General features: G+C 52.5%; 17 protein-coding genes. 9 read left to right on the top strand and 8 right to left on the bottom strand.

Annotated features, from left to right (window positions below):
- Window positions 1–69: 69 nt before the first annotated feature.
- A complete protein-coding gene (locus METLU_RS0104095) occupies window positions 70–2,502 on the top strand; it encodes an acyl-CoA dehydrogenase (protein ID WP_027157119.1) in 2,433 nt (810 codons plus the stop codon).
- A gap of 153 nt (window positions 2,503–2,655) precedes the next feature.
- Entirely contained in the window at window positions 2,656–3,135 is a 480-nt protein-coding gene (locus METLU_RS0104090) for a flavin reductase family protein (protein ID WP_027157118.1), read from the top strand.
- A gap of 125 nt (window positions 3,136–3,260) precedes the next feature.
- Here the strand turns inward: METLU_RS0104090 and METLU_RS0104085 are convergent, their stop codons facing one another.
- Window positions 3,261–6,701 (bottom strand): mechanosensitive ion channel domain-containing protein, encoded by a 3,441-nt coding sequence (locus METLU_RS0104085; protein ID WP_027157117.1) that lies wholly within the window; start codon window positions 6,699–6,701, stop codon window positions 3,261–3,263.
- 321 nt (window positions 6,702–7,022) lie between these two features.
- On the opposite strand from METLU_RS0104085, the gene METLU_RS0104080 reads away from it, so the two are divergent.
- The gene (locus tag METLU_RS0104080; protein ID WP_027157116.1) at window positions 7,023–8,873 is read left to right on the top strand and encodes a L,D-transpeptidase family protein; all 1,851 of its coding nucleotides are present in this window, start codon (window positions 7,023–7,025) and stop codon (window positions 8,871–8,873) included.
- 368 nt (window positions 8,874–9,241) lie between these two features.
- Here METLU_RS0104080 and cmoA read toward each other — a convergent pair whose 3' ends face one another.
- Window positions 9,242–9,970 carry a carboxy-S-adenosyl-L-methionine synthase CmoA gene (gene cmoA / locus METLU_RS0104075; RefSeq protein ID WP_027157115.1) on the bottom strand — a complete coding sequence of 243 codons (729 nt, stop codon included), beginning with the start codon at window positions 9,968–9,970 and terminating at the stop codon, window positions 9,242–9,244.
- A gap of 650 nt (window positions 9,971–10,620) precedes the next feature.
- Here cmoA and METLU_RS0104065 point away from each other — a divergent pair.
- Window positions 10,621–11,409 carry a methyltransferase family protein gene (locus tag METLU_RS0104065; RefSeq protein ID WP_027157114.1) on the top strand — a complete coding sequence of 263 codons (789 nt, stop codon included), beginning with the start codon at window positions 10,621–10,623 and terminating at the stop codon, window positions 11,407–11,409.
- A 191-nt stretch (window positions 11,410–11,600) separates the two neighbouring features.
- Here the strand turns inward: METLU_RS0104065 and METLU_RS0104060 are convergent, their stop codons facing one another.
- The gene (locus METLU_RS0104060; protein ID WP_036242839.1) at window positions 11,601–12,188 is read right to left on the bottom strand and encodes a YcbK family protein; all 588 of its coding nucleotides are present in this window, start codon (window positions 12,186–12,188) and stop codon (window positions 11,601–11,603) included.
- A 165-nt stretch (window positions 12,189–12,353) separates the two neighbouring features.
- On the opposite strand from METLU_RS0104060, the gene METLU_RS0104055 reads away from it, so the two are divergent.
- The 5 genes from METLU_RS0104055 to METLU_RS0104035 all read left to right on the top strand — a co-directional run bounded on the left by METLU_RS0104055 (window position 12,354) and on the right by METLU_RS0104035 (window position 17,261).
- Complete coding sequence (locus METLU_RS0104055) at window positions 12,354–13,595, top strand: ArsB/NhaD family transporter (protein ID WP_027157112.1); 1,242 nt, start codon at window positions 12,354–12,356, stop codon at window positions 13,593–13,595.
- Between the two features lie 50 nt (window positions 13,596–13,645).
- A complete protein-coding gene (locus METLU_RS0104050; protein WP_027157111.1) occupies window positions 13,646–14,938 on the top strand; it encodes a flavohemoglobin expression-modulating QEGLA motif protein in 1,293 nt (430 codons plus the stop codon).
- A gap of 138 nt (window positions 14,939–15,076) precedes the next feature.
- The gene (locus METLU_RS0104045) at window positions 15,077–15,490 is read left to right on the top strand and encodes a hypothetical protein (RefSeq protein WP_027157110.1); all 414 of its coding nucleotides are present in this window, start codon (window positions 15,077–15,079) and stop codon (window positions 15,488–15,490) included.
- Between the two features lie 89 nt (window positions 15,491–15,579).
- Window positions 15,580–16,374, top strand: a complete 795-nt coding sequence (locus METLU_RS0104040; RefSeq protein WP_027157109.1) for an RMD1 family protein — start codon at window positions 15,580–15,582, stop codon at window positions 16,372–16,374.
- Between the two features lie 44 nt (window positions 16,375–16,418).
- On the top strand, window positions 16,419–17,261 hold the full coding sequence (locus METLU_RS0104035; RefSeq protein WP_027157108.1) for a 23S rRNA (adenine(2030)-N(6))-methyltransferase RlmJ: 843 nt from the start codon (window positions 16,419–16,421) through the stop codon (window positions 17,259–17,261).
- 430 nt (window positions 17,262–17,691) lie between these two features.
- Here the strand turns inward: METLU_RS0104035 and METLU_RS0104030 are convergent, their stop codons facing one another.
- From METLU_RS0104030 to METLU_RS0104010, 5 genes are all read right to left on the bottom strand, one after another.
- Window positions 17,692–19,089: a restriction endonuclease subunit S gene (locus tag METLU_RS0104030; RefSeq protein ID WP_196806493.1), complete on the bottom strand. Its 1,398-nt coding sequence runs from the start codon at window positions 19,087–19,089 to the stop codon at window positions 17,692–17,694.
- Window positions 19,090–19,147: 58 nt separating this feature from the next.
- Window positions 19,148–20,824, bottom strand: coding sequence for a class I SAM-dependent DNA methyltransferase (locus METLU_RS0104025; RefSeq protein ID WP_027157106.1), 1,677 nt, complete (start codon window positions 20,822–20,824; stop codon window positions 19,148–19,150).
- A 148-nt stretch (window positions 20,825–20,972) separates the two neighbouring features.
- Entirely contained in the window at window positions 20,973–22,088 is a 1,116-nt protein-coding gene (fic, locus tag METLU_RS0104020) for a protein adenylyltransferase Fic (RefSeq protein WP_027157105.1), read from the bottom strand.
- Between the two features lie 414 nt (window positions 22,089–22,502).
- A complete protein-coding gene (hsdR, locus tag METLU_RS0104015; protein WP_231383543.1) occupies window positions 22,503–26,060 on the bottom strand; it encodes a type I restriction-modification system endonuclease in 3,558 nt (1,185 codons plus the stop codon).
- 9 nt (window positions 26,061–26,069) lie between these two features.
- Complete coding sequence (locus METLU_RS0104010; RefSeq protein WP_027157103.1) at window positions 26,070–26,552, bottom strand: ATP-dependent zinc protease family protein; 483 nt, start codon at window positions 26,550–26,552, stop codon at window positions 26,070–26,072.
- Between the last annotated feature and the right edge of the window lie 25 nt (window positions 26,553–26,577).

Raw genomic sequence — 26,577 nt, 5'->3', positions numbered from 1 at the left:
TAATAATTGCTCATTCACCGCGGAATTTTACGGCGAACGCGCATCTATAACAAACCGAGGAGAACAACAATGCTCTGGTTACTCGCCCTATTCCTCCTGTTAGGGGTGCTTGCCTATTACAGAACCTCGCTGCTGAAATCGACGATCGCCATCGCCCTGCTGCTGAGCGCTTATACGCTGCTAAGCAATCTGCCTCTGCTGAATGCCGTGCTATGGATAAGCTTTTTGCTTTTAGCCATACCCATCAATTACTCGCCCCTGAGACAGCAGATCGTCAGCGCCCGGGTTTTCAGACTGATGAAGGACGCGCTGCCGGTCATGTCGCAAACCGAACGCGAAGCGCTGGAAGCGGGCAATACCTGGTGGGATGCGGAATTGTTCTCGGGCAATCCGGACTGGAGAGTGCTGCAGAACCTGCCGGCCGCCAAACTGACCGAGGAAGAACAGGCCTTTCTGGACGGTCCCGTTGAAACGCTCTGCGCCATGCTCAATGACTGGGACATCACACACAACCGCCGGGATCTGCCTGAAGAGATCTGGGACTACATCAAAAAACACAAATTCTGCGGCATGATCATTCCGAAGCAATACGGCGGGCTGGATTTTTCCAACACGGCGCATTCGGCCTGTGTCATGAAGCTTGCCAGCCGCAGCACCACAGCGGCCGTCACGGTCATGGTGCCCAATTCGCTAGGCCCCGCCAAATTGCTGCTGGAATACGGCACGGAGGAACAAAAGAACCATTATCTGCCGCGCCTGGCTTCGGGCGATGAAATCCCCGCCTTCGCACTGACCGGCCCGCATGCCGGCAGCGATGCCGGCGCCATGCCCGATACCGGCATCGTCTGCCATGGCCAGTTTGAAGGCCGGGAAGTACTGGGCATCCGGCTTAACTGGGAAAAACGCTATATTACATTGGGCCCCGTCGCCACGGTACTGGGCATGGCCTTCAAGCTCTATGATCCCGAACGGCTGATCGGCGACCAGGAAAGCCGGGGCATCACCGTGGCCCTGATCCCGACCAATACGCCCGGCGTATCGATCGGCAGGCGCCATCTTCCGCTTGATTCGGCATTCCAGAACGGCCCTAACTGGGGCAAGGATGTGTTTATTCCGCTGGACTGGGTCATCGGCGGCGTCGAACAGGTCGGCAACGGCTGGAAAATGCTCATGCAATGCCTGTCCACGGGACGGGCCATTTCGCTGCCGGCACTGAGCGTGGGTACGGCAAAATTCACCTGCCGCAATACCGGCGCTTATGCCTGCATCCGCAAGCAATTCAATCTGCCGCTCGGCGAATTCGAAGGCATACAGGAGCCGCTTGCGCGCATGGCCGGCGAAACCTATATTCTCGATGCCGCGCGCAAAGTCACGACCGCGGCATTGGACTATGGCAAAAAACCTTCCGTGATCTCGGCCATCGTCAAATACGAACTGACCGAACGCATGCGCCGCATCGTCAACGACGGCATGGACATCCAGGGCGGCTCGGGCATCTGCCTGGGGCCGCACAATTATCTGGGCCGACTCTACCAGGTCATTCCGATCAGCATCACCGTCGAGGGCGCCAATATTCTGACCCGCACGATGATGATTTTCGGCCAGGGCGCCATCCGCTGTCATCCGTTTATCCAGGAAGAAATGGCCGCCTTGCAGCAGGAGCCGTCCAGGCAGACCTTACAGCAGTTCGACGAGATTTTGTTCCGGCATATCGGCTTTTTCATCCATAACATGGCGGCCAGTTTCTGGCTGGGGCTCACCAATGCCTGTTTCCTGCGCGTGCCCGGCGATCGCATGACCAAGCGCTACTACCGGCGGATCGCCCGTCTCAGTGTCGATTTCGCGCTCGTTGCCGACTTCGCTTTATTTTCCCTGGGCGGCTCGCTGAAACGCAAGGAAAGAATCTCTGGGCGATTTGCCGATGTCTTGAGCAATCTGTATTTGTGCTCCTGCGTGCTCAAGCATTACCACGACCAGGGCTGCCCCGTTGACGATGCGCCCTTGCTGAACTGGGCCTGCCAGCATACCCTGCATCGGGCGCAGCAGTCCCTGCTGGCCGTTCTGTGGAAGCTGCCGATGCGCCCGATAGCCCTGCTGTTGCGATTGATTATCTTCCCGACCGGCAAACCTTATACGCCGCCCAATGATAAACTGGCGCATAAAACGGCCTCGCTGCTGCTTGCCGATACGCCGGTGCGCGACCGTTTAACCTCCGGCATTTACATCACCGACAAAGCCGACGATGCAACCGGTCGCATTGAAGTTGCCTTTAAAGCCGTACTGGCCGCGGCGCCCGTGGAAGCCAAAATCCGTGTCGCTCAACTGCACAAGCAATTATCCAAAGGCGATCAATCCAGGACCATTGCTGAAGCGTTGGCGAAAGGCATCATCGCGCAGCATGAAGCGGACTTGATCACTGCCGCCGAACAGGCCAGAATAGCGGCCATCAGTGTTGATGATTTCAACCCCGAAGAATTGACCGGCAGATTTAAGCACACCTGACAGTATCCGACGCCGGTTATTTCCAAAATATGGCACAATCAATAGTATACATGTCTGATTATTTCACAACTGTAGCTAAGTGTTGTACCATAACGTTCAAATAATGTTTAAATGCCTGAGACCAGCCTCAAGCTTGAGTAATCGGAGAAATAAATGCCTGTCAGTGTTGATGATTTTAAGAAAGCGCTACAATTTTGGGCCAGCGGCGTCACTGTCGTTACCACTCAATCCAGGAAATTCGGCGTGCAAGGCATGACTGTAACCGCGTTTTCCAGTGTTTCAGTCAGTCCGCCTCAAGTACTGGTGTGCATCAATGATTCGGCGGACACCGGCGCCGGCATTGAAGAAAGCCGGTGCTTTGCCGTCAATGTGTTGAGTTCGGAGCAACAGGACGTTTCCAATCAGTTTGCAGGCGGCAGCAGTCAGCAGCAACGTTTCGAAAGCACGGCCTGGGAACCCGGCATAACCGGCGCCCCCATCCTGACCGACAGCATCATGTCGCTGGATTGCAAGGTCGTTGAGAAAGTGCGCGCCGGCACGCACTGGATCATTATCGGGGAAGTGCAAGACACGATTCGCCGTCCGGGTGATCCGCTCCTGTATTATTGTGGCAATTACCGGCAGCTTTCGTAGGCTGGGTTGATAAACCCAGCACAAAGCACATTGAGATGCTGGGTTTATCAACCCAGCCTGCAGAAGCTATCTTTCACGAAACACATCCAGTTTCGTGAAAGATAGCCATCCCCCATCAATCTCTTTTACTGATGATTGATAACTTTTCCTTCCTGCACAACAGAACGCACACGAATATCTCTTTGTGGGAAAGGAATCTCTATATTATGCTCGCGAAACGCATGGTCGAGCCGAACATGCAGATCATGCGTAACAGGCAGCCGATTTGACAGTTCGCTGACAAAAATACGGATAGAGAAATTCAGCGCACTTTCGCCGAAGCCCACAAATAATACACTTGGTTCAGGATCGGCAAGTACCAGCGGGATAGAACGAACCGTGTCGATCATGATTTTATGCGCCAATGCCACATCGGAGCCGTAAGCGATGCTGACCGGTATCACAACCCGGGTTGTCGCGTCGCTTAAAGTCCAGTTTACCAATTGATTGGTAATAAAGGTTTTATTGGGCACGATCAATTCTTTCTGATCCCAGTCTATTATCGTCGTGGCGCGCATTTGAATACGACTGACCTTACCGCTCACATCGCCGATAGTCACTGTGTCGCCAACGCGCACCGGGCGTTCGAATAACAAAATAATACCCGACACCAGATTGGCGAAGATTTCCTGCAGCCCGAAGCCCAAGCCAACGCTTAGTGCCGCCACCAGCCATTGTACTTGTGACCAGCTGCCGCCCAACTCATTGGCAACGCCGATGAAACCAATGGAAACCAAAACATACTTGGCCAGCTGGTTAACTGCGTAGCGGCTGCCCGCTTCTACCGATAAGCGCCGGAATATCAATAACTCGACCACACCGGAGAAATTGCGTACCGAAACAACAACGATAAAGGCGTACAATCCGGCCAGCATCAAATTGGTCATCGTTATCGGCTGATAGCCTTCCTGTCCGTCGACTATAACCTTGTGTTGCCAAAGCACGATGTTATCCAGGAATGAAAACGCCGGCAGGATATTTTTCCAGATCATCCAGAATCCGATAATCAGACCGAAACCGATAAAAACATTCAGTAATTTCGTGGTCTGGGCGTTTATTTTAGGGATATCGATCAGCTCTTCGTCGATAGGCAGTACAGGGTCTTCCGCGCCAGCCGCCACGGGCTTTGCGCTACTGGCTGCATGCTTGCGTTTTTGCCGGACGTTCTCCAAAGCCAATTGCCGATTGACCAGCGTCAACCAGCGCAGGACCATCTGGTGCACAATAACGGAGACAAAAATCAGCCGCAGCGTCACGGTCAATTTTTGCTGCAGTTCCACTGCGCTTTGATAATAGCCGGCAACGGCAAAACCAATCACAATGACAGGCGCCAGGATAATAGCCGAATACCAGACATAGCGCAGCCGGGACAGCCACTTATCAGGATGTGCCTGAATATAATCCTTTATCAACCCTTTTGACGGGTGCAATGCCTTCCCCAGAAAAACCGCCAGGACCGTCATGGCAACAATAAGCGCGAGGCGGCCGAGGTTATCGCTATGCCCTGAAGTTTGAGACGCCTCGGTGGCACAGATAATGAAAACGGCCGGCAGGATGACAAAGCGTATCCAGGCAATCTGGCTGCGCAAAAAACGGGTTGTGCTTTTCTGCCATTGGAAATGTTTGCTCGCTATGCCCTTGGAGGCAAACAGGCGATAAAAAAACTCAAGGAAGAATAAGGGAGCAGAAATGCCTAGCAATCCCGCCCCGACCGATCTGCTGAAATCAGCAGCATGGGCATGAGTATTTAAAAACCAGCCCAGATAATAAAGAAACAGCGGCAACGGCAATACCAGAATCAGCGTATATCCCAGCGCCCGCAACGTGTAATTGAAATTGTCCGTATAAATTTTTTCAACTTTTTCGGATACAGCCGCCAACTGCTGTTTTGCCCAGTTCCTGGCTGATATGGAAACAATCAGACCGAATACAGCGATGATAGCCAGAAACAGATTTTGCAAGGCTATATGGCCAGTATCCTTGACTGCGGCCAGCCAGTTAAACGGCGACAACAACCACTGTACCGAATAATACAGACCGATGATAAAGTCTTTATTGATCGGGTTGGAACTGGGCACCCATAATAACCGTTCATCCAGATAAACGGCAAAGTCATCGGCCTGTTTGACCATCTGTTGTCTGGCAAAATCCAGATCGCCCAGCGTGCGTAGATAAGTTGTATAAGCAACCGATAATTTATTCAGCAATTCTTTCTGACTATCCAGCAGGATGCGCAACTCGGCCTGTATCATCATGCGCTGATCGGCAGGCAGTGCCGCATCAACTTGTTGCTCCATTATGGTCCGCAGCTCTTCATCAGTATCCGCGAGTTTTTTCAACCTGTCCTCAATCTTGAATTGCTCAAGACTGGTTAAAGCCGTCTCGTTCTGAATCGTCTGCGATTGCAGCGCAAACTGGTCATTGGTCGGCAGATTACGCCGCTGTTCGCGCAATATCTTGCCCAATGCCGGACTCAGGCCGGCCAGGCTAATTTTCTTCTCGGCACTTTTAAAGTCATTGCCAATTTCGGCAGCCTGTCCATCTACCTTCGCCTTTTGTTCGCCGTAGCGCTCAAGCTTGCCTGTGATGACCTGCAAATCTCGACTATATTGGATGTTCTCGCGCGTGACGGCCTGAATAACGGCATGCTTGCCGGAAATGGCTTTTTCAGCCTGGCTGAGCGCTTCCTGCACTTCGCGCGCTTCCCGCTGTCGTTTTTCGACCAATAGACTTTCTATGGCTACCGCAACCGGATTCAGCGCAGTTTTCTGCATACTCAGCAACTGCAACTCGGCCTTGATCTGCTCCACTCTGGCCGGGTTGCTGATCGCCTCGATATCCAGCATCTTTAGCTCGGCCGTGCGCGATTCGATCAGCGTTTTCAGATGCATCTGCCAAGCTTCGGCTTCGAGTTTTGACTCCGAACTGGCGGCAGGCGCTTCCAGCTTTTTCTGCGCCGATTCAAGATCCTGTTTTGCCGCTACGATTTCTTCTCGTATGAGCTGCGGGCGACTGTTCTGCAAAGCCAGCTCATTTTCCAGCTTTTTTATTTGCTCATCCAGATTGCTGATTTTCCCTTTCTCAAGAATAAGCCGCTGCTCCAGTTCTTCGATGGCGATGTGACTGAAATCCTCGATTTTCTGTTTGGACAGCTTTTGCTCAAGCTGGTTAATATCTTTTTGCAGTTTTTTTGTTCGATCGGGCGCCTTGTTGACAGCTTCTTTAAAACCGGCCGTCTGGTTGTTGAATCCTTCCGTATTGGCCAGATTATCCTGTGCGGACTGGTAGAGTTTGAGCACTTTGGTTTTCAAGGCGGCATCCAGATCCTGCCGTGTGTTCAATGAGTCAATCCTGGCCTGCAACGTATCCCGGGCAATGCTGGATTTGCCGTTTTTTTGTCCCGTATCAGATGTGGATACTGTTTTTCCGGCCCAGACAGGAGACGATCCGAGACAAAGAATAAGCAATAAATACAGTAAATTATGAGCCATCGAACTGACAACGGCGCGCGAATCCATACTTTTCATGAGAAATTTTTACAGCTGGGAGAGAATAGACAGAGGGTTATAAAGTATAAAACAAGATAGCCTGACCGGTTTTTTGGAGCATTGCTTTACCATTTTATCAGAAAACAGTCCAATCTCAGCCTGTCTCCAAGTCATTATTCAGATCAAGCAATAGTTTGTGCAAAACATCAGTGCGGTATAGGTTAGCAAAGTTTTCTTAAGTTACGATTGCCCATAAATGACTGCCACATGTCAGCTCTATGATAAAATGCTGAGCTTGATGTCAGTATCACTGCATCATTGAGCCATTAAGAGTGAGTTATAAATTAGGTGTTACATTGCATGCGGTTGATTATCTTGGCAAGTGGTTATAATTTTGGGGTTAATTCCATTTTCAACACTTCGAAATTATCGCTAAAAAATGATTTGAAACTGTGGAGCATGCGTCATGCCTGCCGGTTGCTGATGCTGTTTTCTCTGGCCGTGCCCGCCCCATGGCTTCATGCGGAAGCCGTCGCCGAGCAGCCATCCGGCGTGGAAAAAGAAATCAGCGCCATTATAGCGGCCAAACAGCACCCTTACCTGAAACGATCAAGCTTTCTCAATCGAACTGAGGATCTTGAGAATCTCTATAAGCTCACCCATTATCGGCCGCTATGGTTAGGGCATGAACACTCGGAAAAAACTATCGCCGACGCCCTGGCGTTACTGGAAAAAGCCTCGGAACACGGTTTGAGCCCGGCAAATTATGACGCTGAAACGCTGCAACAAAAATTGCCCTCAGCTTTAAAGCCCGACCCGGAAGCTTATAGCTCAATCGCTTTATACGATACGGCGCTGAGCCTGTCTCTGCTGCGTTTTCTGCATGATCTGCATTACGGGCGCATCAATCCACAAGGCATCAATTTCAACTTGAAGCTAAGAGAAAAGCTGATTGATTTGCCCGAGCTGATTAAAGCCAGCCTGGCGCAGGACACAATTTCCAACCTGCCTTTACTGGTCGAGCCCAAATTAAAACAATATCAAAAGCTGAAACAGGCTTTAGCCACTTATCGTCAACTGGCTGCCGAATCCCAACCCTATAAATTGACTATCGCCAAAACCGTACACCCTGGCGATAAACTGCCGAAAATGGAAGATCTGCGCCGGTTTCTGATCACAGTCGGTGATATGCCTGAGGACAACGCCCCTGAAGACAACGCCGGCGATAATAACAAAGCTGAAAAATCATCGCTTTATACGGGCGAAATCGTGGAAGGCGTTAAAAAATTCCAGTACCGGCATGGCCTTGGCGCCTTTGGCGTCATCGGCAAGGACACAACCGCGGCACTCAATGTCCCGTTAAACCAGCGTGTGGCTCAAATTGAACTGGCGATGGAAAGATTGCGCTGGCTGCCTGAACTCCCGTCCGGTCCATCGATTATCGTCAATATTCCGGCCTTTCAGTTATGGGCGCTCAATGACCGTGGTGAAGTGGATGCTGACATCCTGAACATGAAAGTGGTCGTCGGCAAGGCTTTGGAAAACCAAACGCCGGTGCTAATGGCGGAAATGCAGTTTATCGATTTCATGCCTTACTGGAATATTCCCAATAGCATCCTGAAAGCCGAAGTATTACCCAAATTAATGAAGAACCCGAATTATCTGGCTAAAGAGCATATAGAGCTGGTCCCCAATTTCGGCAATGAAATCAAGCCCGTCCCGTTTACCGACAAATCCATCGCGCAACTGAAACAGGGCACATTAAAAGCCAGGCAACGCCCCGGCAACAAGAACGCCCTGGGCAAAGTAAAATTTATTTTCCCCAATCAGAGTGACGTCTATCTGCACGACACACCGGCCAATGCCTTGTTCGGCAAGTCGCGCCGGGATTTCAGCCATGGCTGCGTGCGGGTTGAAAATCCTCAGCGGCTGGCCGAGTTTGCTCTTAAAGGCCAGGAAGGATGGAGCAAGGAAACCATACAGGCAGCCATACAGACACCTAAAACGCAACGCGTTGTCCTGAAAAAGCCGATACCGGTCCTGTTCTTTTATACGACGTCTTTCTTCGATCAGCACGATAATCTGGTGTTTTACCAGGATATTTACGATCAGGACTCTATTTTGCAGAGCGCACTTGAAAAACCGGCCGACTTGTCCGATCAGTCGCTTTTCATCAGCAAAAGCCCGGCGCCGATCCAATTAGTCAGGTAAGCGCAATCCGGTCATTTTATTGACTAATTACGTACGGGCGCCTTCATTCCGTTTAATGCGTTGAGCACCCCAGCTCTTTTGTGTCCCATGAATATTCGGCGAGATACAGGAGAGCAACTCCCCGGCAGTTGACGCCCCAACCAGCGAGCGCGCTGGTCTTGCCCACTGGCAACCTGCCTTCAGGTTATAGAGGATGGCAGCGAGCACCCGCCGAGGGGTTTCAGTTAACGCCACACGCCATCAATCAGACGACTCGGATAACGCTTATTCCGCCTTTTGATTCATGCGGGTCGCTACCGGCCGCAAAATCTCACCGGCCTGACATCCGCCAAAAGGCAATTGCCCTAGCACCTCAGGGATTGATCCATTTATTGTTTCACCGCAATGAGTCCGACAAAGTTATGCCACTTAAAAAACACTTCGCAATGTGCGAAACCTGTGTCGTGCAACAAGGTGATATTTTCACTGAGTTTATAAGGGATAAGAATATTTTCCAAAGCTTCACGTTTCTGTGAAATTTCCATCTCGCTATAATGGTTGCGCCGCTTGTAGTTATAATAATACTTGATGAAGTCCCGATTAAAGATACTGTCTTCGGCTAATATTTTTTCCACCAGAATCAATACGCCGCCGCTGTTTAAACCATCAAAAATGGATTTCAACAATTTTTCCCGATTAATGGGACGGACAAATTGGAGTGTCAGACATAAGATCGCGACTGATGCGTTGGAAATTTCGACATTTTGATTCAAGTCCGCAACCCGTAATTCAAAAGGGCGTTTAAAACCGGCTTCTTCCAGTTTGCTTTGGCATTTGCTCAACATTTCAGGGGAATCATCAATTCCAATAAAACGAATATCCTCGGCTATCGAGGTGTTCATACCGATCAGAGTAGTCCCGGTAGCGCAGCCTAAGTCATAGACATCTGTACCTGCAGTGGCATAGTCGGCAGCCAGTTCCGCCATCATGCGCTGAATTTCTCCATAAAAAGGCACCGAACGGTTCACCATATCGTCAAATACATTGGCAACCGCAGTACCGAATTTAAAATCTGCAGCCTTTTGAGTTTGTTCCTTAAAAACTTGATCTTTGCACATGGAAATCCAAAAAATTAATCGCTTCGGAAAAGCTTGTTTGTTGACTGGACAGGTCTATTACCGATCCCAAAAAAATGTATATCTTAGCATAGGGTTATAATTCCGCTTTACAGTAAGCGCTGGAGGAGACAGTAATTGCACGGCCAAGACGATTTACTCGAAGCACTGTGGGCATATGATTTCCACTCACTTGCGAAAAATAAACTGCGCCCACGCTTTCGCATTTAACTCATAGGCATGGCCGACTCTCCAAGCGTGTTAATAGCGTGTTAATAAAGTATGGAAAATTTGCCCGTTTTTCCAGCATCGCTCATTACACGATCACTGCGGCAATACGAAATAATCCCGTTTGCCGGCAAAATCTTTCTTGTTGTTCCCGAACTCATGCAGCGGTTTTGAACATGACGATGCTAAAAAGCAAGATGCAATAAATCCGGCACTAACAGTCTTCGCCGGCTCTCTTGCAAAACAAAAAACGGCGACTTAGGGACCACCGTGGACCTCAAACGAGCTGGCTAAAATGCGGAGCCTTAGTCAGAAGTTTCAATCCCCCGCCACCCGCCGGATACTTCGATTTTACTGGAGATTTCCGCAGACGCCAAGTGAAGGAGTACAATATCCCACTCAATTTTTTAAGGAAGTTTATTATCATGCAGTCAGCTAGCATCACCCCACTCAACCGTTTCCTGGTTTCCACGGGTAACGTCTTATATCACGCGCGCAAGCTGTTGTTGCCAGGAATCGCGATCGCACTGATTATCACGATTAAACCGTCCTTATTCCTGGAAAGCCACGCACTCGACCAGTTAATGGTGATTCTTGGGATTATGATTGCCTTGGCTGGTGAGGTATTGCGTCTGGCGACCATCGGCTTTGCCTACATTCATCGTGGCGGAAAAAACCGGCAAGTATATGCCACCAAGCTGGTCGTGAAAGGATTGTATTCACACACACGGAATCCGATGTATGTAGGGAATTTCTTGATAACGATGGGGTTGAGCCTGCTCTACGGTTCGCCCTTGCTTTCCTCGTTGATCTTCTTGTCTTTCGGGTTTGTCTATCTTGCCGTCATCTCGGCGGAAGAGGATTTTCTCAGGAAAAAGTTTGGTCAGGAGTTTGAGACTTATACGAAAACCGTCAATCGCTTCTGGCCCAATCTGCGCGGCCTGAGTCGAACTTTACGGGAATTCGACCATTATAACTGGCGCAAGGCTCTCGATAAGGAAACCGGAACGATAGTCGAGGCACTGCTCATCGGCGTCGCACTGGTCGCGTGGAAGACCTATGCCCTCTATGGGTTCGAAAATAGTCACTCGGTCTTCGCTGTCCTGGCTGTGGTATTTTTGTTGGCAGTGGCTTTGTCTGTTTTAGTCAATTACTTGAGAAAAACGGGACGCTTGGTATCGGACCTTCACAATGAGCACAGTGACTTGGGGTAGTCTGGTTCCGCGAACGGGTACTGGTAGCACGAAACGGATGAAACAATAAACGGATCAGTCCCTGGTGGGGTGGCGGGGCAATTGCGTTTTTCGGATGTCAGGCTGGTGAGATTTTGCTGCCGGTAGCGACACGCATGAATCAAAAAGCGGAACTGCTTCGAGGCTAATGCGTATCGTCATGAGAATTTGATCTACCAGTACCTGAAATCGCCCGTGTCCAGATGCACAAAGTTGGCTCGCGGATAGTACCCGACTCCGCCGCGGCGCATGGCAAGCGCTGCGTTTCTGACTCTTCGCAAATCCAGTCCGTCCACATGAATATCGATAGCCCGGCCCTGCATATGCAGACTGTGCTTTGCGACGCCTCGGAGTCTTCTGCTCAATTTGGCATTGGTACGCGGGGAACGATAGCCCGAGAAGATATGGAAAGGTTTATTGAGTCCGAGCGCAAGTTTCAGATCATATAACTGATCCAGCAGTGCCGGATCAATGGGGTGAACATCGTCGGTATGGTAATCGCGCAGCAGATAGCTGATTTCATGCAGGGCGTCTTTAAGATAACCGCCCTGTTCAAAATAGGTCAGCTTCAGCTTATCGCCAGTATGGACGTGTTGTAATGAAAGCGATTTGTGCGAAGGAAAGTGTCTGGCTGCCGCGTTTGCGATTCCGGTACCACTCAATGTCAACAAAGAACCACATGCCATCGTCGTCAAAAACCTGCGCCTTGATGCTACAAAACCGCCCTCATCAATATCTAGGCTTTCTATCTGTCTGTTCATGTTTTGTCTTTTGTACCGCTATAACGCCCATTGTTCTTCGCTAATCTTAAATGAATCTTAAGTAGGTATTCGTACTTAAATTGAACAGCCATTTATTCGGCTGCTCGTTCTTAAGCGGTAAAATTCTTCTTGAAACTCATCATTACACTGAGATCGTAAAAACTAATGAACATATCCTTAGCCGTGCTAATCGCTGTCTTTCTATTGATCGCCGTGCGGAAAATCGGCCGGTTTACAATTAAAATCTGGCAGTCGATGACCGCAGGCGCCTTGACTGTACTAATCGCCGGCGAAATCAGCTGGCTCGATGCCTTAAAAGCGATAGACCTCGATGTCATGCTGTTTTTACTGGGCATGTTCATCGTGGGCCAGGCACTGGTCGCCAGCGGTTATCTGTATTATCTGGCTTATCGCTTGTTCAATCGACTCAAGTCAGCGCAGCAATTGCTGCTGGGTATTTTGTTCGGCGCCGCCTTCAGCTCGGCGCTGCTGATGAATGACACGCTCGCCATAGTGGGCACGCCGCTCGTGTTGCGATTAGCACTAGAGCACAAGCTCAGCGGCAAGCTGTTCTTGTTGACGCTGGCCTACGCCATTACGCTCGGCAGCGTGATGAGCCCTATCGGTAATCCGCAAAATCTGCTTATCGCCACACATGCCGATTTACCGGCGCCTTTTCAGACGTTTTTCGCGGCTCTGGCCGTGCCCACGCTGATCAATTTGGCCGTCACCTATTTAATATTGCGATGGGTCTATCGGGAACAGTTCAGTAATAGCCTGCCGCTGATTCATAATCCCGTCGATCTGCTGGACCCGGAGCTGGCTAAACTCGGCCGCATTTCGCTGTTTTTGTTGATCGGACTGATCATCGTCAAAATCATTCTGGTCGGCCTGCACAGCCCGATACAGATCAAGCTGAGCCATATTGCGCTGATCGCCGCCTTGCCGCCGGTATTGTTGAGCCCTGCCCGCCTGCATTTATTGAAAAGCCTGGACTGGGCAACGCTGGTGTTTTTTGCCGCCATGTTTGTATTGACCGCCAGCGTCTGGCAAACCGGCATCATGCAGCAACAGGTTGATGATTTGGCGATAGACCTGACGACCGTGCCGGCAATCATGCTGCTCAGCGCGTCACTCAGTCAGCTGGTTTCCAATGTGCCGCTGGTCGCGCTGTATCTGCCCATGCTGACGCATGCGGATGCCGCCTCGTTGATGGCCCTGGCGGCCGGCAGCACGATAGCCGGCAATTTCCTGATTCTGGGCGCCGCCAGCAACGTCATCATCATCCAGCATGCCGAGAAGCATGAGGCAACGCTGGGCTTTTTCGAGTTTGCCCGCATCGGAATTCCATTGGGCTTTATCAATCTATTGATATACTGGGGATGGCTCAGTTACTGGTATGGCTGAACCCCGAAGATTTTTCCGACCGCCGCACCGCTTACGCTTACGAACATTGAATGAGTAAAAAGACCACTAAACCCTCGGCTTACCTGACGGAAGTCAAAATGCTTTCGGACCGCATCGTCAAGGCCCAACAGCCCATACGTATCCTGGACGCGATCAAGTGGGACGATAACGTCAAGCAGGCATTTTTCGAGGGCAAATGCAGAAAACCGCCGCCCGTGACGCCCGATTATTATTTGCAGCGGCCCTTGGGCTTTGATTCGACCGAGAAAAAACGCGAGTTTTACCAGATCGAGCGTGATTTGGCGCGCAAGCTGGGCCAGCTCAATCCGCTCAGCGTCATCATGCGCCGGATTTGCCGCGAATACCAGTCGGTCGTGCGCATGCTGGAATCCCGGGGCACGCCCATATTTTCCGACATTTCCCAGGAGCTGTACGGCTCCTCGCATGATGTATTTCATGTCGGTGATCCGACCATTGCCGGTCTCGGCAGCATGATGGAGGAAACGCTGTCGCAATTGCTGAAGCTGGATTTCCTGGTTGAAGAGCCCAAGACCATCACCGCGAAGGAAGCGGTGGCCATCCTCAATGACAGAATCGAAGGCCTGTTTCCGGGCGACGGCCTGCGCGCGATGATCAGTGACGGCATCGTCGCCGATGCTGCCGCCGGCACCGATTACGTCAAGCTGCGCGCGGACGCCATGTTCAACATGCGCGACCTGCGCGTCCTCGAAGTGCATGAGATCTGGGTGCATCTGGGCACGACGCTGAACGGCCTGGCCCAGCCTTATTGCACGTTTCTCGGCAAGGGCCCGCCTTCGTCCGCGGTCACGCAGGAAGGCCTGGCGGTATTGATGGAGATTCTGACCTTCAGCTCCACGCCGAACCGGCTGATGCGCCTGATTAACCGGGTGCGCGCCATCACGCTGGCCGAGGACGGCGCCGACTTCATGGATATTTTTCATTTCTTCAGGGACAAGGGCCTGGACCTGGAAGAAAGCTACACGCTCAGCAGCCGGGTCTTCAGAGGCAGCAGCACGGACGGTATGCCTTTCACCAAGGACCTGACGTATATCAAGGGCTTCGTGCTGACCTACAACTTCATGCGACTGGCGGTCAGCGCGGGCAAGCCCGACCGCATCCCGCTGCTGTTCTGCGGCAAGACCATGATCGAGGACATGAGGGTGCTGGTCGACCTGGTCGAGGAAGGCACGGTCATTGCGCCGCGTTTCCTGCCGCCGCAATTCAGGGACCTGATGGGACTGTCGGCCTGGATGAGCTTCAGCCGTTTTATGTCATCGATGAGTTTCCGTCAACTGGAGCAGGACTATTCGAATGTTTTATAATCCGCTCATCACCCGCAAAAGCAGACGTGTTGGACGTCGTGCATCTGCTGCCACCCGGAATCCGTAGGTACAGGATTTGGGCTATAACACAGCATCGCTTTTAATGCTGATTAAAATAAAAATAATAGAGAGGAAATCATGAGAACATCCAAACTGCTCGTCATTTTATTGAGTCTTTCTTTGTTTAATATGACCGATGCCCTGGCCGGAGCCAGTGGTCATGCCGGCCATAGCATGGGTAGCGGCGGTGGCGGCGGCTCCTGTGTAAAAGCCCGTGTCAGCAAATTTCAACCCGGCCATTTAGCTACCGTTGCGCCCGAAGCGGAATTTTCTTTCATGGTTACCGGCATTCAAAGTCCCGATCAAGTCGACGTCACCGTAAAAACGATCCCGGTGGAAGTCACTGGCGAAGATAAAGACAGTTTCTATCTGATAAAAGGCAAACTGCCAGCCGAGCTGAAAAATGTAACCGCCAGAGTTAACGTCAAGGTCAATGCCAAGTCGCCAAGATGCGATGCTGAAAACGGATGGTTAATCAAAATAACCGGATAATAAACCTTAACGATTCAAGAAGAAGTATCCGTCAGGTTTGATGGCGTATACAAACATCCCTCACCTGACGGAGCTTTTGAGAATACCGCATGCATGAAAATCTTTCCATTAAAAGATGTGTGGCCTACTGCCTGGCGCAACGTTTCGATATTGCCGCGTTATCAAAGATAATTTCGGAATCGAAACAGGTAAGGATTATTAAAGGCGCATTACTGATTGAAGATCACGAAACCTTGTCGGTCGTTTTCGCGTATGGGGCCGTCGTGCACTGGAATATCGATCCGGAGCAGCAGGCCCGGCTCCACCGTTTACTGCTGGAGCATGCGAACAATCCGCTCGACATAGTGGAGGAAGATAATTTCACATATACTCTCAACTGCTCGACAACGCGCATTGTTGAAGATCATATAGAAATCGAGTCTTCCGACCCCATCCTGCTGTTTTCATTGTCCCAGGGCATGGCGCAATCGATCAAGCTGGCCTATTTCGAAACCCATGCTCTCAGAACCATCAACAATACCAATTACATTCCCGAATCACTGGCGCAGGATGGCCGCATCAAGTTGAACCGTCAGGAAATAGCCAAAATCCGCGGCCAATTGTTTTTGACCAAAAGCGACATCATTCTGAATTACGACCTGCTCGATATTCCCGACTTTTTCTGGGAATACCCGGAATATGAGCCTTTCTACAGCGTCGCCGCCAAATATCTGGAGATAGCGCAACGCATCGAAGTATTGTCCAAAAAGCTCGAAACCATCCATGAATTGTTTGAAATGCTGGCCGACGAGCAAAAGCACAGACACTCATCGGCACTGGAATGGATTATCATCTGGCTGATTGCGTTTGAAATCGGCATGACCATCTTTGAAAAAGTGACCTGAAAATCCCGGCACCAGCCATTGCTTTCCCTTGTGAATCTTTCTTTATGCTCAGTTACCGCCACTCATTCCATGCCGGCAATTTCGCCGATGTCCTGAAACACCTGATTCTGATCCAGATACTTGAACACTTAAGAAAAAAAGACAAACCGTTCTGTTGCGTCGATACCCATGCGGGGCCCGGCGCTTACGCACTGGACAGTGACTATGCGCTGAAAAACCGGGAATTCGACAATGGCATCGGCAAACTCTGGCAACGGCATGACCTGCCGGCCGGCGTTGCCGCCTATGTCGATCTGATCAGACAGTTCAACGGCTCGGATAAACTCACGCGCTATCCCGGTTCTCCGTTGATCACGCAAAGTTTGCTGCGCAGTGCGGATCGACTGTTTTTATATGAGCTGCATTCGACGGAAATAGCCCTGCTGATAGAGGTCGTTGACAAGGACCGGCGCATCAAAGTCTTCCATGACGACGGCTTGAAAAGCGGCATCGGCCTGTTGCCGCCGGCCGAGCGCCGCGGCCTTGTATTGATCGATCCATCCTATGAAATGAAAAGCGATTATCAGGAAGTCGTGGAAACGCTGAAAAAAATGCACAAACGTTTTGCCACCGGTATTTTTGCGCTCTGGTATCCGGTCGTCGAACGCAGTCGCAACAAAAAGCTGGAACAGGCCATGCAAAACAGCGGCATCAAAAATGTTCAGTTGTATGAACTGGGCATTCAGGCCGATACAAGCGAACATGGCATGACCGCCAGCGGCATGATCGTGGTCAATCCGCCGTGGACATTGAAGTCTGACATGGAACCTGTTCTGCCGTGGCTGGCCGATGTGCTGGGCGAGAGCGGCGCAGGCTTTTACCGCATACAGGAACTGGCCGGGGAATAGAAACCTTTTTGCCGCCTTGAAATGAGGGCATTTAGCGCGGTAGGCTGGGTTGCTAAACCCAGCATTTCGAAGCCGCTCATGCTGGGTTTCCGCTTAAAGCTCCAACCCAGCCTACCTATGCTGCAGGGGCGAATTCATCCGACCCTGAACACCGTGTCCCCACGCGAGTCGGGGTTTGTAACCCCGACCCGAACGTTTCATTGGCAGGTGACGCGAAGCAACATTGACGGTTGTATGCACTCCAGCCGGGGCGTGGGAACGAGAAATAACTGCTTTAGCTTGAAATGGCGGTTTGCTGCGCGAAACCGCCCTACGTGGCTGGGGGCATTCGGGTAATTTCGATAGCCATATAAATGAATGACTCGAACGATGCGCTTCGTGCCTCGGCAACTGCTCCTGCGTTGCTCTACCTCCCGCATCCATGCGGTCGTCAGCGCATCCTATGCTTCCTGATGGCTTCGCGTTCGGCTTTGATTTTTTCCAGCAACGCTTCGGCGCTGTTGCCTCCCCTGATCAGGTCGGGGTTGTCTTTGCGCCATTGCTCGGTGAGTTCGCCTCGGAAGGCTTTGGCGAGGATGGATGGGGTGAGATTGTTGACCCGCGCCAGGGCGTTTTGTACTTGCTGTTCGATGGTGTCGGCATAGGCGAACAATTGTTCGACACGGCGGACTATTTCGGTTTGTTCTTCAACCGGTGGAACTCTTAAAGGATATTTTTTTAATGCTTTTCCAGTAAGGTGTTTAATTGTGGTTCCTGTAAATAACTGTTCCAAGGATTTATTGTCAGAATCGTTTTTTAGATTAAATGCAAGCCATTGCGGAGTTATTCGTTTGCCAACACGGCTATGAAGAGCTTTTTGAAACACAATGGGATAAGTTGTATCCTCAGACCAAGTAGCACACCTGCCCGGTTCTCCTCCCTCACAAATCAGAACATCACCTCTTTTTACAGTGAGTTCATTTTGTTCTTCTTCTGAAACAAGAATTTCTTGTAAATTTTCAAGATCAAAGGAAAACCATCGAACATTAATATTACCAAGATATTTTGTGGGTTTACCTGTATTTTTAGCCTTATCAAGCATCTTTCCTAACCTGCTTGAAACCAAGTCAGGGAAGAAATCTGTTTCCCATAATTGAGGAACTTGCCCCCATTTCCAATCGTAACTTTGCGGCACTTGGTAATATTCAAGACTGCCCCGCCACTCCTCCGTCAACTTCCCGCTCACCGCGGCGGCGAGGACGGATTGGCGGAAGCGTTTGAGGATTTGCGGGATGCGTTCGAGGCGGGCTTTGGTGCTTTCCACCTGTGCCAGCAGGGTATCGAGTTTATCGGCGATGACTTTTTGTTCGGTGAGTGGGGGGAATGGCAATGAGTAATTAACAACAAAATCTTTAGGAACGCGTTTATGCCCCACTGAGCCAGACATGTTCAGTGCGCCATTAATCAAAAAATCTTGTGTTTTTACCAAAGCAAAAAGCAATTTTGGATTAACAGCATTAGCGATAGGCCTTAATACGTAATATTCAGTGCTACCAGCTCCCCAACCATTAGGAAAGCCTTGAATCACAGCAGCCTTACTGTTTTCAAAGCACGGTGTAATTTTTGCGAAGATTGCATCACCGTTCCGAAACTGCGTGAACCCCTTTTTAGCATCAAGCCATTTACGAGATTCAAATTTACAAGCACTAAAGTAGTCAGTTGGTACACCAGTCATCGGCATGAAGCCGATTTCTAATTCGTCCTCTAACTTTTCTTTTGGATTTAATAGGCAGACATCCCCAATTTTTGCAAGTATCCAGTCTTCCGGTAATTTCACTTCTGCTGCCACTCGAATCCACCGACCTTATATGTAGTTCTTCTATTCATATTCATTATTCTTTTGTTAGTCATCCCACGTTACCTGCGGCAACCGAACTTAACCCCAACATTTCCGCCAGCAAAGTCATTTGCGCATCCGCTTCATCACCCGCGCCCAACTCCCGCATCAAGCCATCCAATTCTCCCAATGCCTGCACCAGCTCGCCCATGGCTTCACCTGCAAGCACCGAAGGCTCGGGCAGATTGGCGGCATCGATGCTGTCGGCATCTTTCAGCCAGGCAATATCCAGCGAATCGCCTTTGTGTTCGGTGATATAGTCGCGGGAAAAAGCGCGCAGGCGGGAGTTTTCGGGAACGCGTTCCATGGTTTCATTCATCCAGGAGAAGTCGCATAAGGTAGGTTGGGTTAGCCCGGCGGGCGTAACCCAACATTGGCTGGGCGTTTCCACCTTTTGTTGGGTTACGCTATCGCTAACCCAACCTACGGAAAGAAATAAATCATAGAAGCTTTCAAACGGCCTTAAATGTTGCTCGCCGAACGGGCTGCGCTTGCCGAAGCTGGGCATGTTGGTGCGCAGGTCGTAGACCCAGACGGTTTCGGTGCAGTTTTCTTCCTGGTGTTTGTCGCCGGCCGAGCCCTTGGTGAAAAACAGCACGTTGGTTTTCACGCCCTGGGCGTAGAAGATGCCGGTGGGCAGGCGCAGAATGGTGTGCAGGTTGCACTTGTTCATCAGGTCGCGGCGCACCTCGGTGCCGACGCCGGCTTCGAACAGGACGTTATCGGGCAGCACCACCGCGGCGCGGCCGCCGGGTTTGAGGTTGCGGTAGATGTGCTGCAAAAACGCCAGCTGCTTGTTGCTGGTTTTGTAGGTCAGGTCGTCGCGGGTGATGCTGGCTTCGCCGCCCTTGGCGGTGCCGAACGGCGGGTTGGCGAGGATGACATCGGCTCTGGTCAGGTCTGCGCCGGTCTGGCCCAGGGCGTTGCCCAGATGCACGACGCCTTCGTCGTCGCCTTCCATGCCGTGCAGCAAGCAGTTCATCAGCGCCAGGCGGCGGGTGGAAGGCACCAGCTCGACGCCGATGAAGGCTTTGTTTTTCTGGAACTGTTGCTGCTGGGCGTTCAGGTCGAACAGGTCGTCGGTCTGCTGTTTGATGTACTGGTCGGCGGCGATCAGGAAGCCAGCGGTGCCGGCGGCCGGGTCCTGGATCAGTTCGCCGGCCTGCGGTTTGATGCAGCGCACCATGCTGTTGATCAGGGCGCGCGGGGTGAAGTACTGGCCTGCGCCGGATTTGGTCTCGGAGGCGTTTTTCTCCAGCAGGCCTTCGTACAGATCGCCCAGGCCGTCTTTTTTTGCGCTGAACCAGTCGATCTGGTCCAGGGTTTTGATCAGTTGTTCCAGGTGGCGCGGCTCGCGCAGGCGGGTCTGCGCGTCGGCGTAGATGGCGCCGATCAGCGGATCTTCGTGAATGCCGTTGCCTTCGGCGTCTTTGCCGGTGGACAGGCTCAGCAGGATGCGTTTGTAGTCATTGAGCAGGTTGATGCCGGACTTGCCGTTCAGGTCGGTCCAGCGGCAGCCTTCAGGCAGCGGGTGTTTTTTCAGCGTGCCGGCTTCGGTGTTTTCGTGCACCATCTTGATGAACAGCAACAGCACCAGCTCGGTGACGTAATCGCTGTAGTTGATGCCGTCGTCGCGCAGTACGTCGCACAGGTTCCAGAGTTTTTGGACGATGTCGTTGTTGGTCATGCTGTTCCTGATAAAAAAAATCGGTTCACTAGCCGATGCGGCCAGTAGTTAGTCAGCCTTGTTCTGACGAGTAAAATTCTCAGAGCATTCATATAGTGCGAATGAATTCGCACCTACAATTTACCGCCCTGATTAAATAGGCTGAGTACTAAGTGTCATTGGGGTATAGGGTCATCTCGTTGCTGTCCTGGCTCATCAGGCGCATCAGCTTGGGGTGGACAAAGAGTTTTTCCTTGCCCGCTTGCATCTCTTGCAATACGCCGATCTCGGCCAGTTGCTTTAGATACACCGAGGCGGTCTGCCGTTGGGCGATATCGCGTTCAACCAGGTTGTTGATGCGGCAGTAGGGCTGCTCGAAGATCACTTGTATCAGTTCGTGGCTGTAAACTTTGGGTAACTGCTGTTTGACATAGCGGCTGGTGTGTTCCATCAATGCGCGGATGGCGGCGATTTTGCCGCAGGTCCAGCCGGACGTTTGTTCGACGCCTTTGAGGATGAACAGTATCCAGTCCTGCCAATGGCCGCCGCTCGTCACTTGATTGAGTAAACGGTAATAATCCGCCTTGTGCTGCACGATGTAGCGGCTCAGGTACAGAATCGGCAAGGTGAGCAGTCGCTGCTCGATCAGATACAGAATATTGAGGATGCGGCCGGTGCGGCCATTGCCGTCATGAAAAGGATGAATGGCTTCAAACTGATAGTGGCTGACGGCCATTTTGATCAGCGGGTCGATGTCATCTTCGGCATGAATAAAGCGTTCCCAGTTGCCGAGCAAGTCACGGATCACGGCCTCGCCCGTAGGCGGGGTGTAGATAATGTCCCCTGTGCCTTGATTGCCGATCACGGTGCCCGGAATCTTGCGGATGTCCATCTCTATGCCTTTAAGGGTGCTGCAGACTTCAATGGCTGTGGCTGTGCAGAGCGGGCGCTTTGTAAGTTGCACAAAGCCTTGATACAGGGCCGTGCGGTAGCGCAATGCCTCTTTGGTCGCCTGGTCGGCGCCGCTGTCTTCATGGGCAAACTGAAACAGCTTGTCCGTGGTGGTGACGATGTTTTCGATTTCGGAGCTGTCTTTTGCTTCCAGCAGCGGCAGCAAATTAATCAGCAGTCCCTGGTCGGGCAGCAGTTCTCCGGCTTGCTTCAGTTCCGCCAGGGCCGCACGTGCTGAAATGCAGGCTTTTAAAATGCCTAGGGTTTCTACCTGTTCGGTTGCGGGAGGGAGCGGCGGTAAGGTGTTGTAGGACTGGTCGGCGCGCCAAGTCATGTTTAAAATCCTTTAAAATTTCGACACGTGATGCGTGAGGCGCCAGTATATGTCGATACTGCCGACATAACAAGCACTCATGTCGAAAAGTGTTAAAAATATCGACATGAAATATTTGCTTCATCGTTCCCATGCTCTGCGTGGGAACGCATTTCAAACCGCTCCGCGGTTCGGGACGCGGAGCGTCCTAAGCCGGGCTCCCACGCAGAGCGTGGGAGCCATATGGGAAACATCGACATGGCAGGCTGGTCAGGCGCTTTGAGCCGGCCAAATGGCCTCGCCGAGTTCTTCCAATACCGTATTCCCGTGCGGGTCGGGGTTTGTAACCCCGACCCGCACGTTTTGTTGGCAGCAGGCGGCACGAAAGCAACATTGACGGTTGTATGCACTCCCGCCGGGCGTGGGAACGAGAAGTCACCAGGCTTGTTGCGGCCAAATGGCCTCGCCGAGTTCTTCCAATACCGTATCGAGCTGATTGGCCAGCACTTTATCCAGCTGTCTGGCGCCGCCGTGGTCGGCAAAACGGCTGTTCACGAACTCGCGGTCGATGATGACTTCGTGCACCAGTTGTTTGGCCAGGCGCTCCAGCCATTTGCGCTGCGCCGGCAGCCAGTTGTGGCCGGTGTAGATCCGGTCCATCGCCTTCGCCACCCGCTGTTCGAACGGGATCAGCGGCTCGCCCAGGGCGGCGCGGCGGATATGGCCGATGATGCTGGCGGCAATGTCCTGGTTGGTTTGGTTGCGCACGGCGCTTTGCAGCCTGGCCTCGCTGAAGCCTGCGCCATCGAGCAGCAGTTTGATTTCCTTGAGCTGTTCGCGGGTGAGATCGCGCGGCTTGTTGACCACCACGGCCAGCGCTGCGGACTGGTTGAGCTGTTCCTTGATGAAGCGGTTGAAGCTGTCGAGGTAGTCTTCCGGCCGTTGATGGGCGCCGTAGCTTTGGCTGCGGTCACGGATTTCATCAGGGTGTTCCGAGATGAGCGGCTGGAGCTCGCTGCCCAGCAGGGCGTTGACTTCCGCCAGCTGATTGACCAGGCCTGCATGCTGCTGAATGAAGCGGGCGGCCTGTCTGGGGCCAAGCTCATGCAGGTGCCTGTGCAGCGACTTGGGCTCGACGCCCCAGAGCTGCTGCAGTTCCGAAAGCTTTTGCTTGAGCGCCGGTTTGCTTTCCGACTTGTTCTCGGCCTTGCGCAGTATCCGCATCAGTTTCTGGCTGAGCTGGCTGAGCACCACATCGGCATGTGTTTCCCCTGCTTGTTCGCCGGGGCTGTTCAGCGCCTTTTCCAATTGTTCCGGGTTGGTGAGCTCGTCCACCAGCTGGTCTAGCGTGATGTTCGGGTCTTTGACCAGGGGCTTCATCGTGTTCACGTCCTGCAGGGCGGCATAGATATCCACCGGATCGTAAATGCGGAAGACGGTCTTGCCGATTTCATCGCAGCGGCGGGTGGCGCGGCCGATCATCTGTTCATACAGGATGCGCGATTTCACCCGGCGCATGAACACCAGATTGCAGATTCTGGGTACGTCGATGCCGGTGGTGAGCAGGTCGACGGTGATGGCGATATTCGGGTAACGCTCGTTTTTATACTGGCGGATCAATTGCTCCACCTTGTCGCTCTGGCCGGTGATCTTGGCGACGGCGGCCTGATTGTATTCACTGTCGTAGAGGTCTTTGAAGGCGTCGTCCAGCAGGCGCTTGACCATGTCGGCATGCAGGTCGGTGGCGCAGAAGATCTGGGTTTTCTCGTCGCCGAAAGGGTCAAGCTCCTGCACCAGCTGTTCACAGATGACCCGGCTGAAATTTTCGTTGATCACACGGCGATTGAAGGCGTCCACGTCGAATTTCAACTCATCTTCCAGTTCGGCGGTTTCGACCGCGCCGGTCTGGAGATTGACGGCGCTGACAGTCTCGCCTTTTTCAAAGCGGATGCCTTGTTGCGTCAGCAGGGTTTCGTAGCGGATCGGCGGTTCGTGGTCGATCAGCCAGTCGTCGGCGACGGCTTCACGATAGGAATAGGTATAGACCGGCTTGCCGAAGATGTCGCTGGTGTGTTTAGCGGGCGTCGCGGTCAGGCCGACTTTGACCGCGTCGAAATACTCCAGCACCCGGCGATAGGTCGACAGATACTGACCGGCATCGCGGGTGGCCAGCTCGCCTTCGGTCATTTCCTGATCGAGCGTGTAGCCCCGGTGGGCTTCGTCGATGATGATGCAGTCGAACCGGTCGACAGGCGGCGGCGCATCCGACATGAAAACGCGTTTGACCATGGCCTGCACGGTGGCGACCTGCACGCGGGTTTCCGCTTCGGCGGCCATGTCGCCGAGTTCGGCCACATTGTAGATTTTGGACAGGGTCTGGTTTTGTTCCAGCGCGGCTTCGTTGAACACATCGACGGCCTGCCGGCCGAGCGCGGTCCTGTCCACCAGAAACAGAATGCGCCTGAAGCGTTCCGCTTTTAAAAAACGGTACATCAGGGCGATGACGGTGCGGGTTTTGCCCGTGCCCGTCGCCATCGCCAGCAAGGCCGTGCGGCTGTTTCGGGCCAGCGTTTGCTCGACGGCGGCGATGGCTTTGATCTGATAGTCGCGGAGCTTGAGGTAGGCGAACCCTTCCTGTCTGAGCGCTTCTTCCGCCTGCGCTTTGCTGCGTTTGAGCTGGTCCAGCAGGCCTTGCGGGGTATGGAAGTGCAAAAGCGCGCGTTTGGTATTGCCGGGATCGCGCACGTCGCGAAACCAGGTACCGGACTGCTCGGCCAGCTGCGGAATGTAAGGGCGGCCGTTGCAGGAATACACGAAAGGCACTTTGTAGTGGCCGTCTTCCTCGTCGGGCCAGGCTACGGTCCGTCCCGCCAGCTCCCAGGCGCCTGTCATGGGCGGGATAATAGTAAAGCCCTTGCTGTAACGTTCCGCCTGCGGAATTTTACCCGCCACATTGGCGTTTTCTCTTTTGGCCTCAACCACGGCAATGGGCGTCAATCCGCAAAACAGCACGTAATCCGCTCTGCCCTGCTCGCCCTTGTGCTTCGTCGGCCATTCGGCGATGGCCTTGTTGGTCCCTTTTTCCGGGCGGGCGCCGCTTTTGTAGGTCAGTTCCTGACTGTCCGCTTCCCAGCCTGCTTCGGTCAGTTGCTGGTCGATCAGCAAACGGGTGAGTTCTTCATTTAAAACAATGTACTGGCTGGCGGAATGTGTTTTCTGGCTGACTTTTTGCCGCTGCTCGCTGAGAGCTTTGTCATCCTGCTGTGTGAGCTGGCTTTGCAGGGCTTTAAGTTTTTGTTCGTATGCCTGTTGCTGCGCTTTGAGAGCTTCTTCATGCGCTTTGGCCTGCTGGGCGAGCTGGCGCGATTCTTCATCCATGGCCAGGGCCAGCGCTTCGAATTCCGCCTTTTCCTGCGCGATCAGATCGTTAAGCTGCTGGCTGGAGTCCAGCTGAATATTGGTCTCTGTCAGTTCATGCTTCAGTTTCTCGATTTCCGCCTGGAGTTGCCGGAGCTGAGTGCTTGGGTCAGCCTGCGGGATAAAGGGCCCCGCTTTAAACGCCGTGCCCGATTTGCCGAATGACTGATGGAACCAGATGGCCAGAGCCCTGGCGACCTTCAAGCCGTCCAGGGCTTCTTTGTGCCGGGTTTTGAACTGGTGGGTGGCTTTGTTGCCTTCAACGCGGAGGGTATGGAACAGCTCGCGCACAACGGGTTCGAACTTCAGCTCGCGGTCAAGCCGGTACAACAACTCGGCCTGACCGGTTTGCTCACTGGACTCGATGCCCGCCAGCGCGGCGATATGCCGGGCCAGCGCTTCGCCGAGCTGGCGAAGCTTGATCAGGGTGGTATTGGGATCGCTCGGGAACGCCTTCTCGGCGGAGGAAGCGATTTGCACGAACAGCGGATCATGTTCCGCCAGGAAACCAAAATTGGCTGATTCAGGATTTTCCATGGACTGCAAAGTACAACCTCCATGTGCTGCTGTCGCCATACCGATCGCTTAATTAACGAGTTCCAGCAAGCGATCATCCCGGCAGATTTCCGGTTTTCCCTGCAGATAGGATGAACTGGGATCGATAACAAAGCGCGTATTCATCGCGGTGCGCCCAAGCAACATGCGAAAGCGCATGCTGTCGCGATTGGTCAGCGTCATTTCGGCCCGGATCAGCGATCGCCCCAGAACAAGCTCGGTCTCTATAACGTAGCGGAGTTGCTTGTGCCCGCCCGAATCCGAAACCAGGCGGCGGTCTTTAACCGGCGCGTGACATTCGACCACAACATCCGTGCTAAGCTGACTGGGATGAATCGCAAACATGATCCAGCGCTGCCGGCCTTTTCGATAAGGGTCGATGGCGAAAGCATGCAGGGCCGATGAACGGGCGCCGGTGTCGATTTTAGCTTTAATCTGTCCGATATTCAGTTCGGGCAATGCGACCCATTCGCGCCAGCCCAGCATCGGTAACTGTGTCGTTATATCTGTCATTAATTATCTTTGCCTGGAGATGTAT

The organism is Methylobacter luteus IMV-B-3098 (assembly GCF_000427625.1).
In the GTDB taxonomy this organism is placed as follows: domain Bacteria; phylum Pseudomonadota; class Gammaproteobacteria; order Methylococcales; family Methylomonadaceae; genus Methylobacter; species Methylobacter luteus.
Note: the sequence above shows the minus strand (reverse complement) of the source record. Positions and strands in the feature narration are given on the sequence as shown.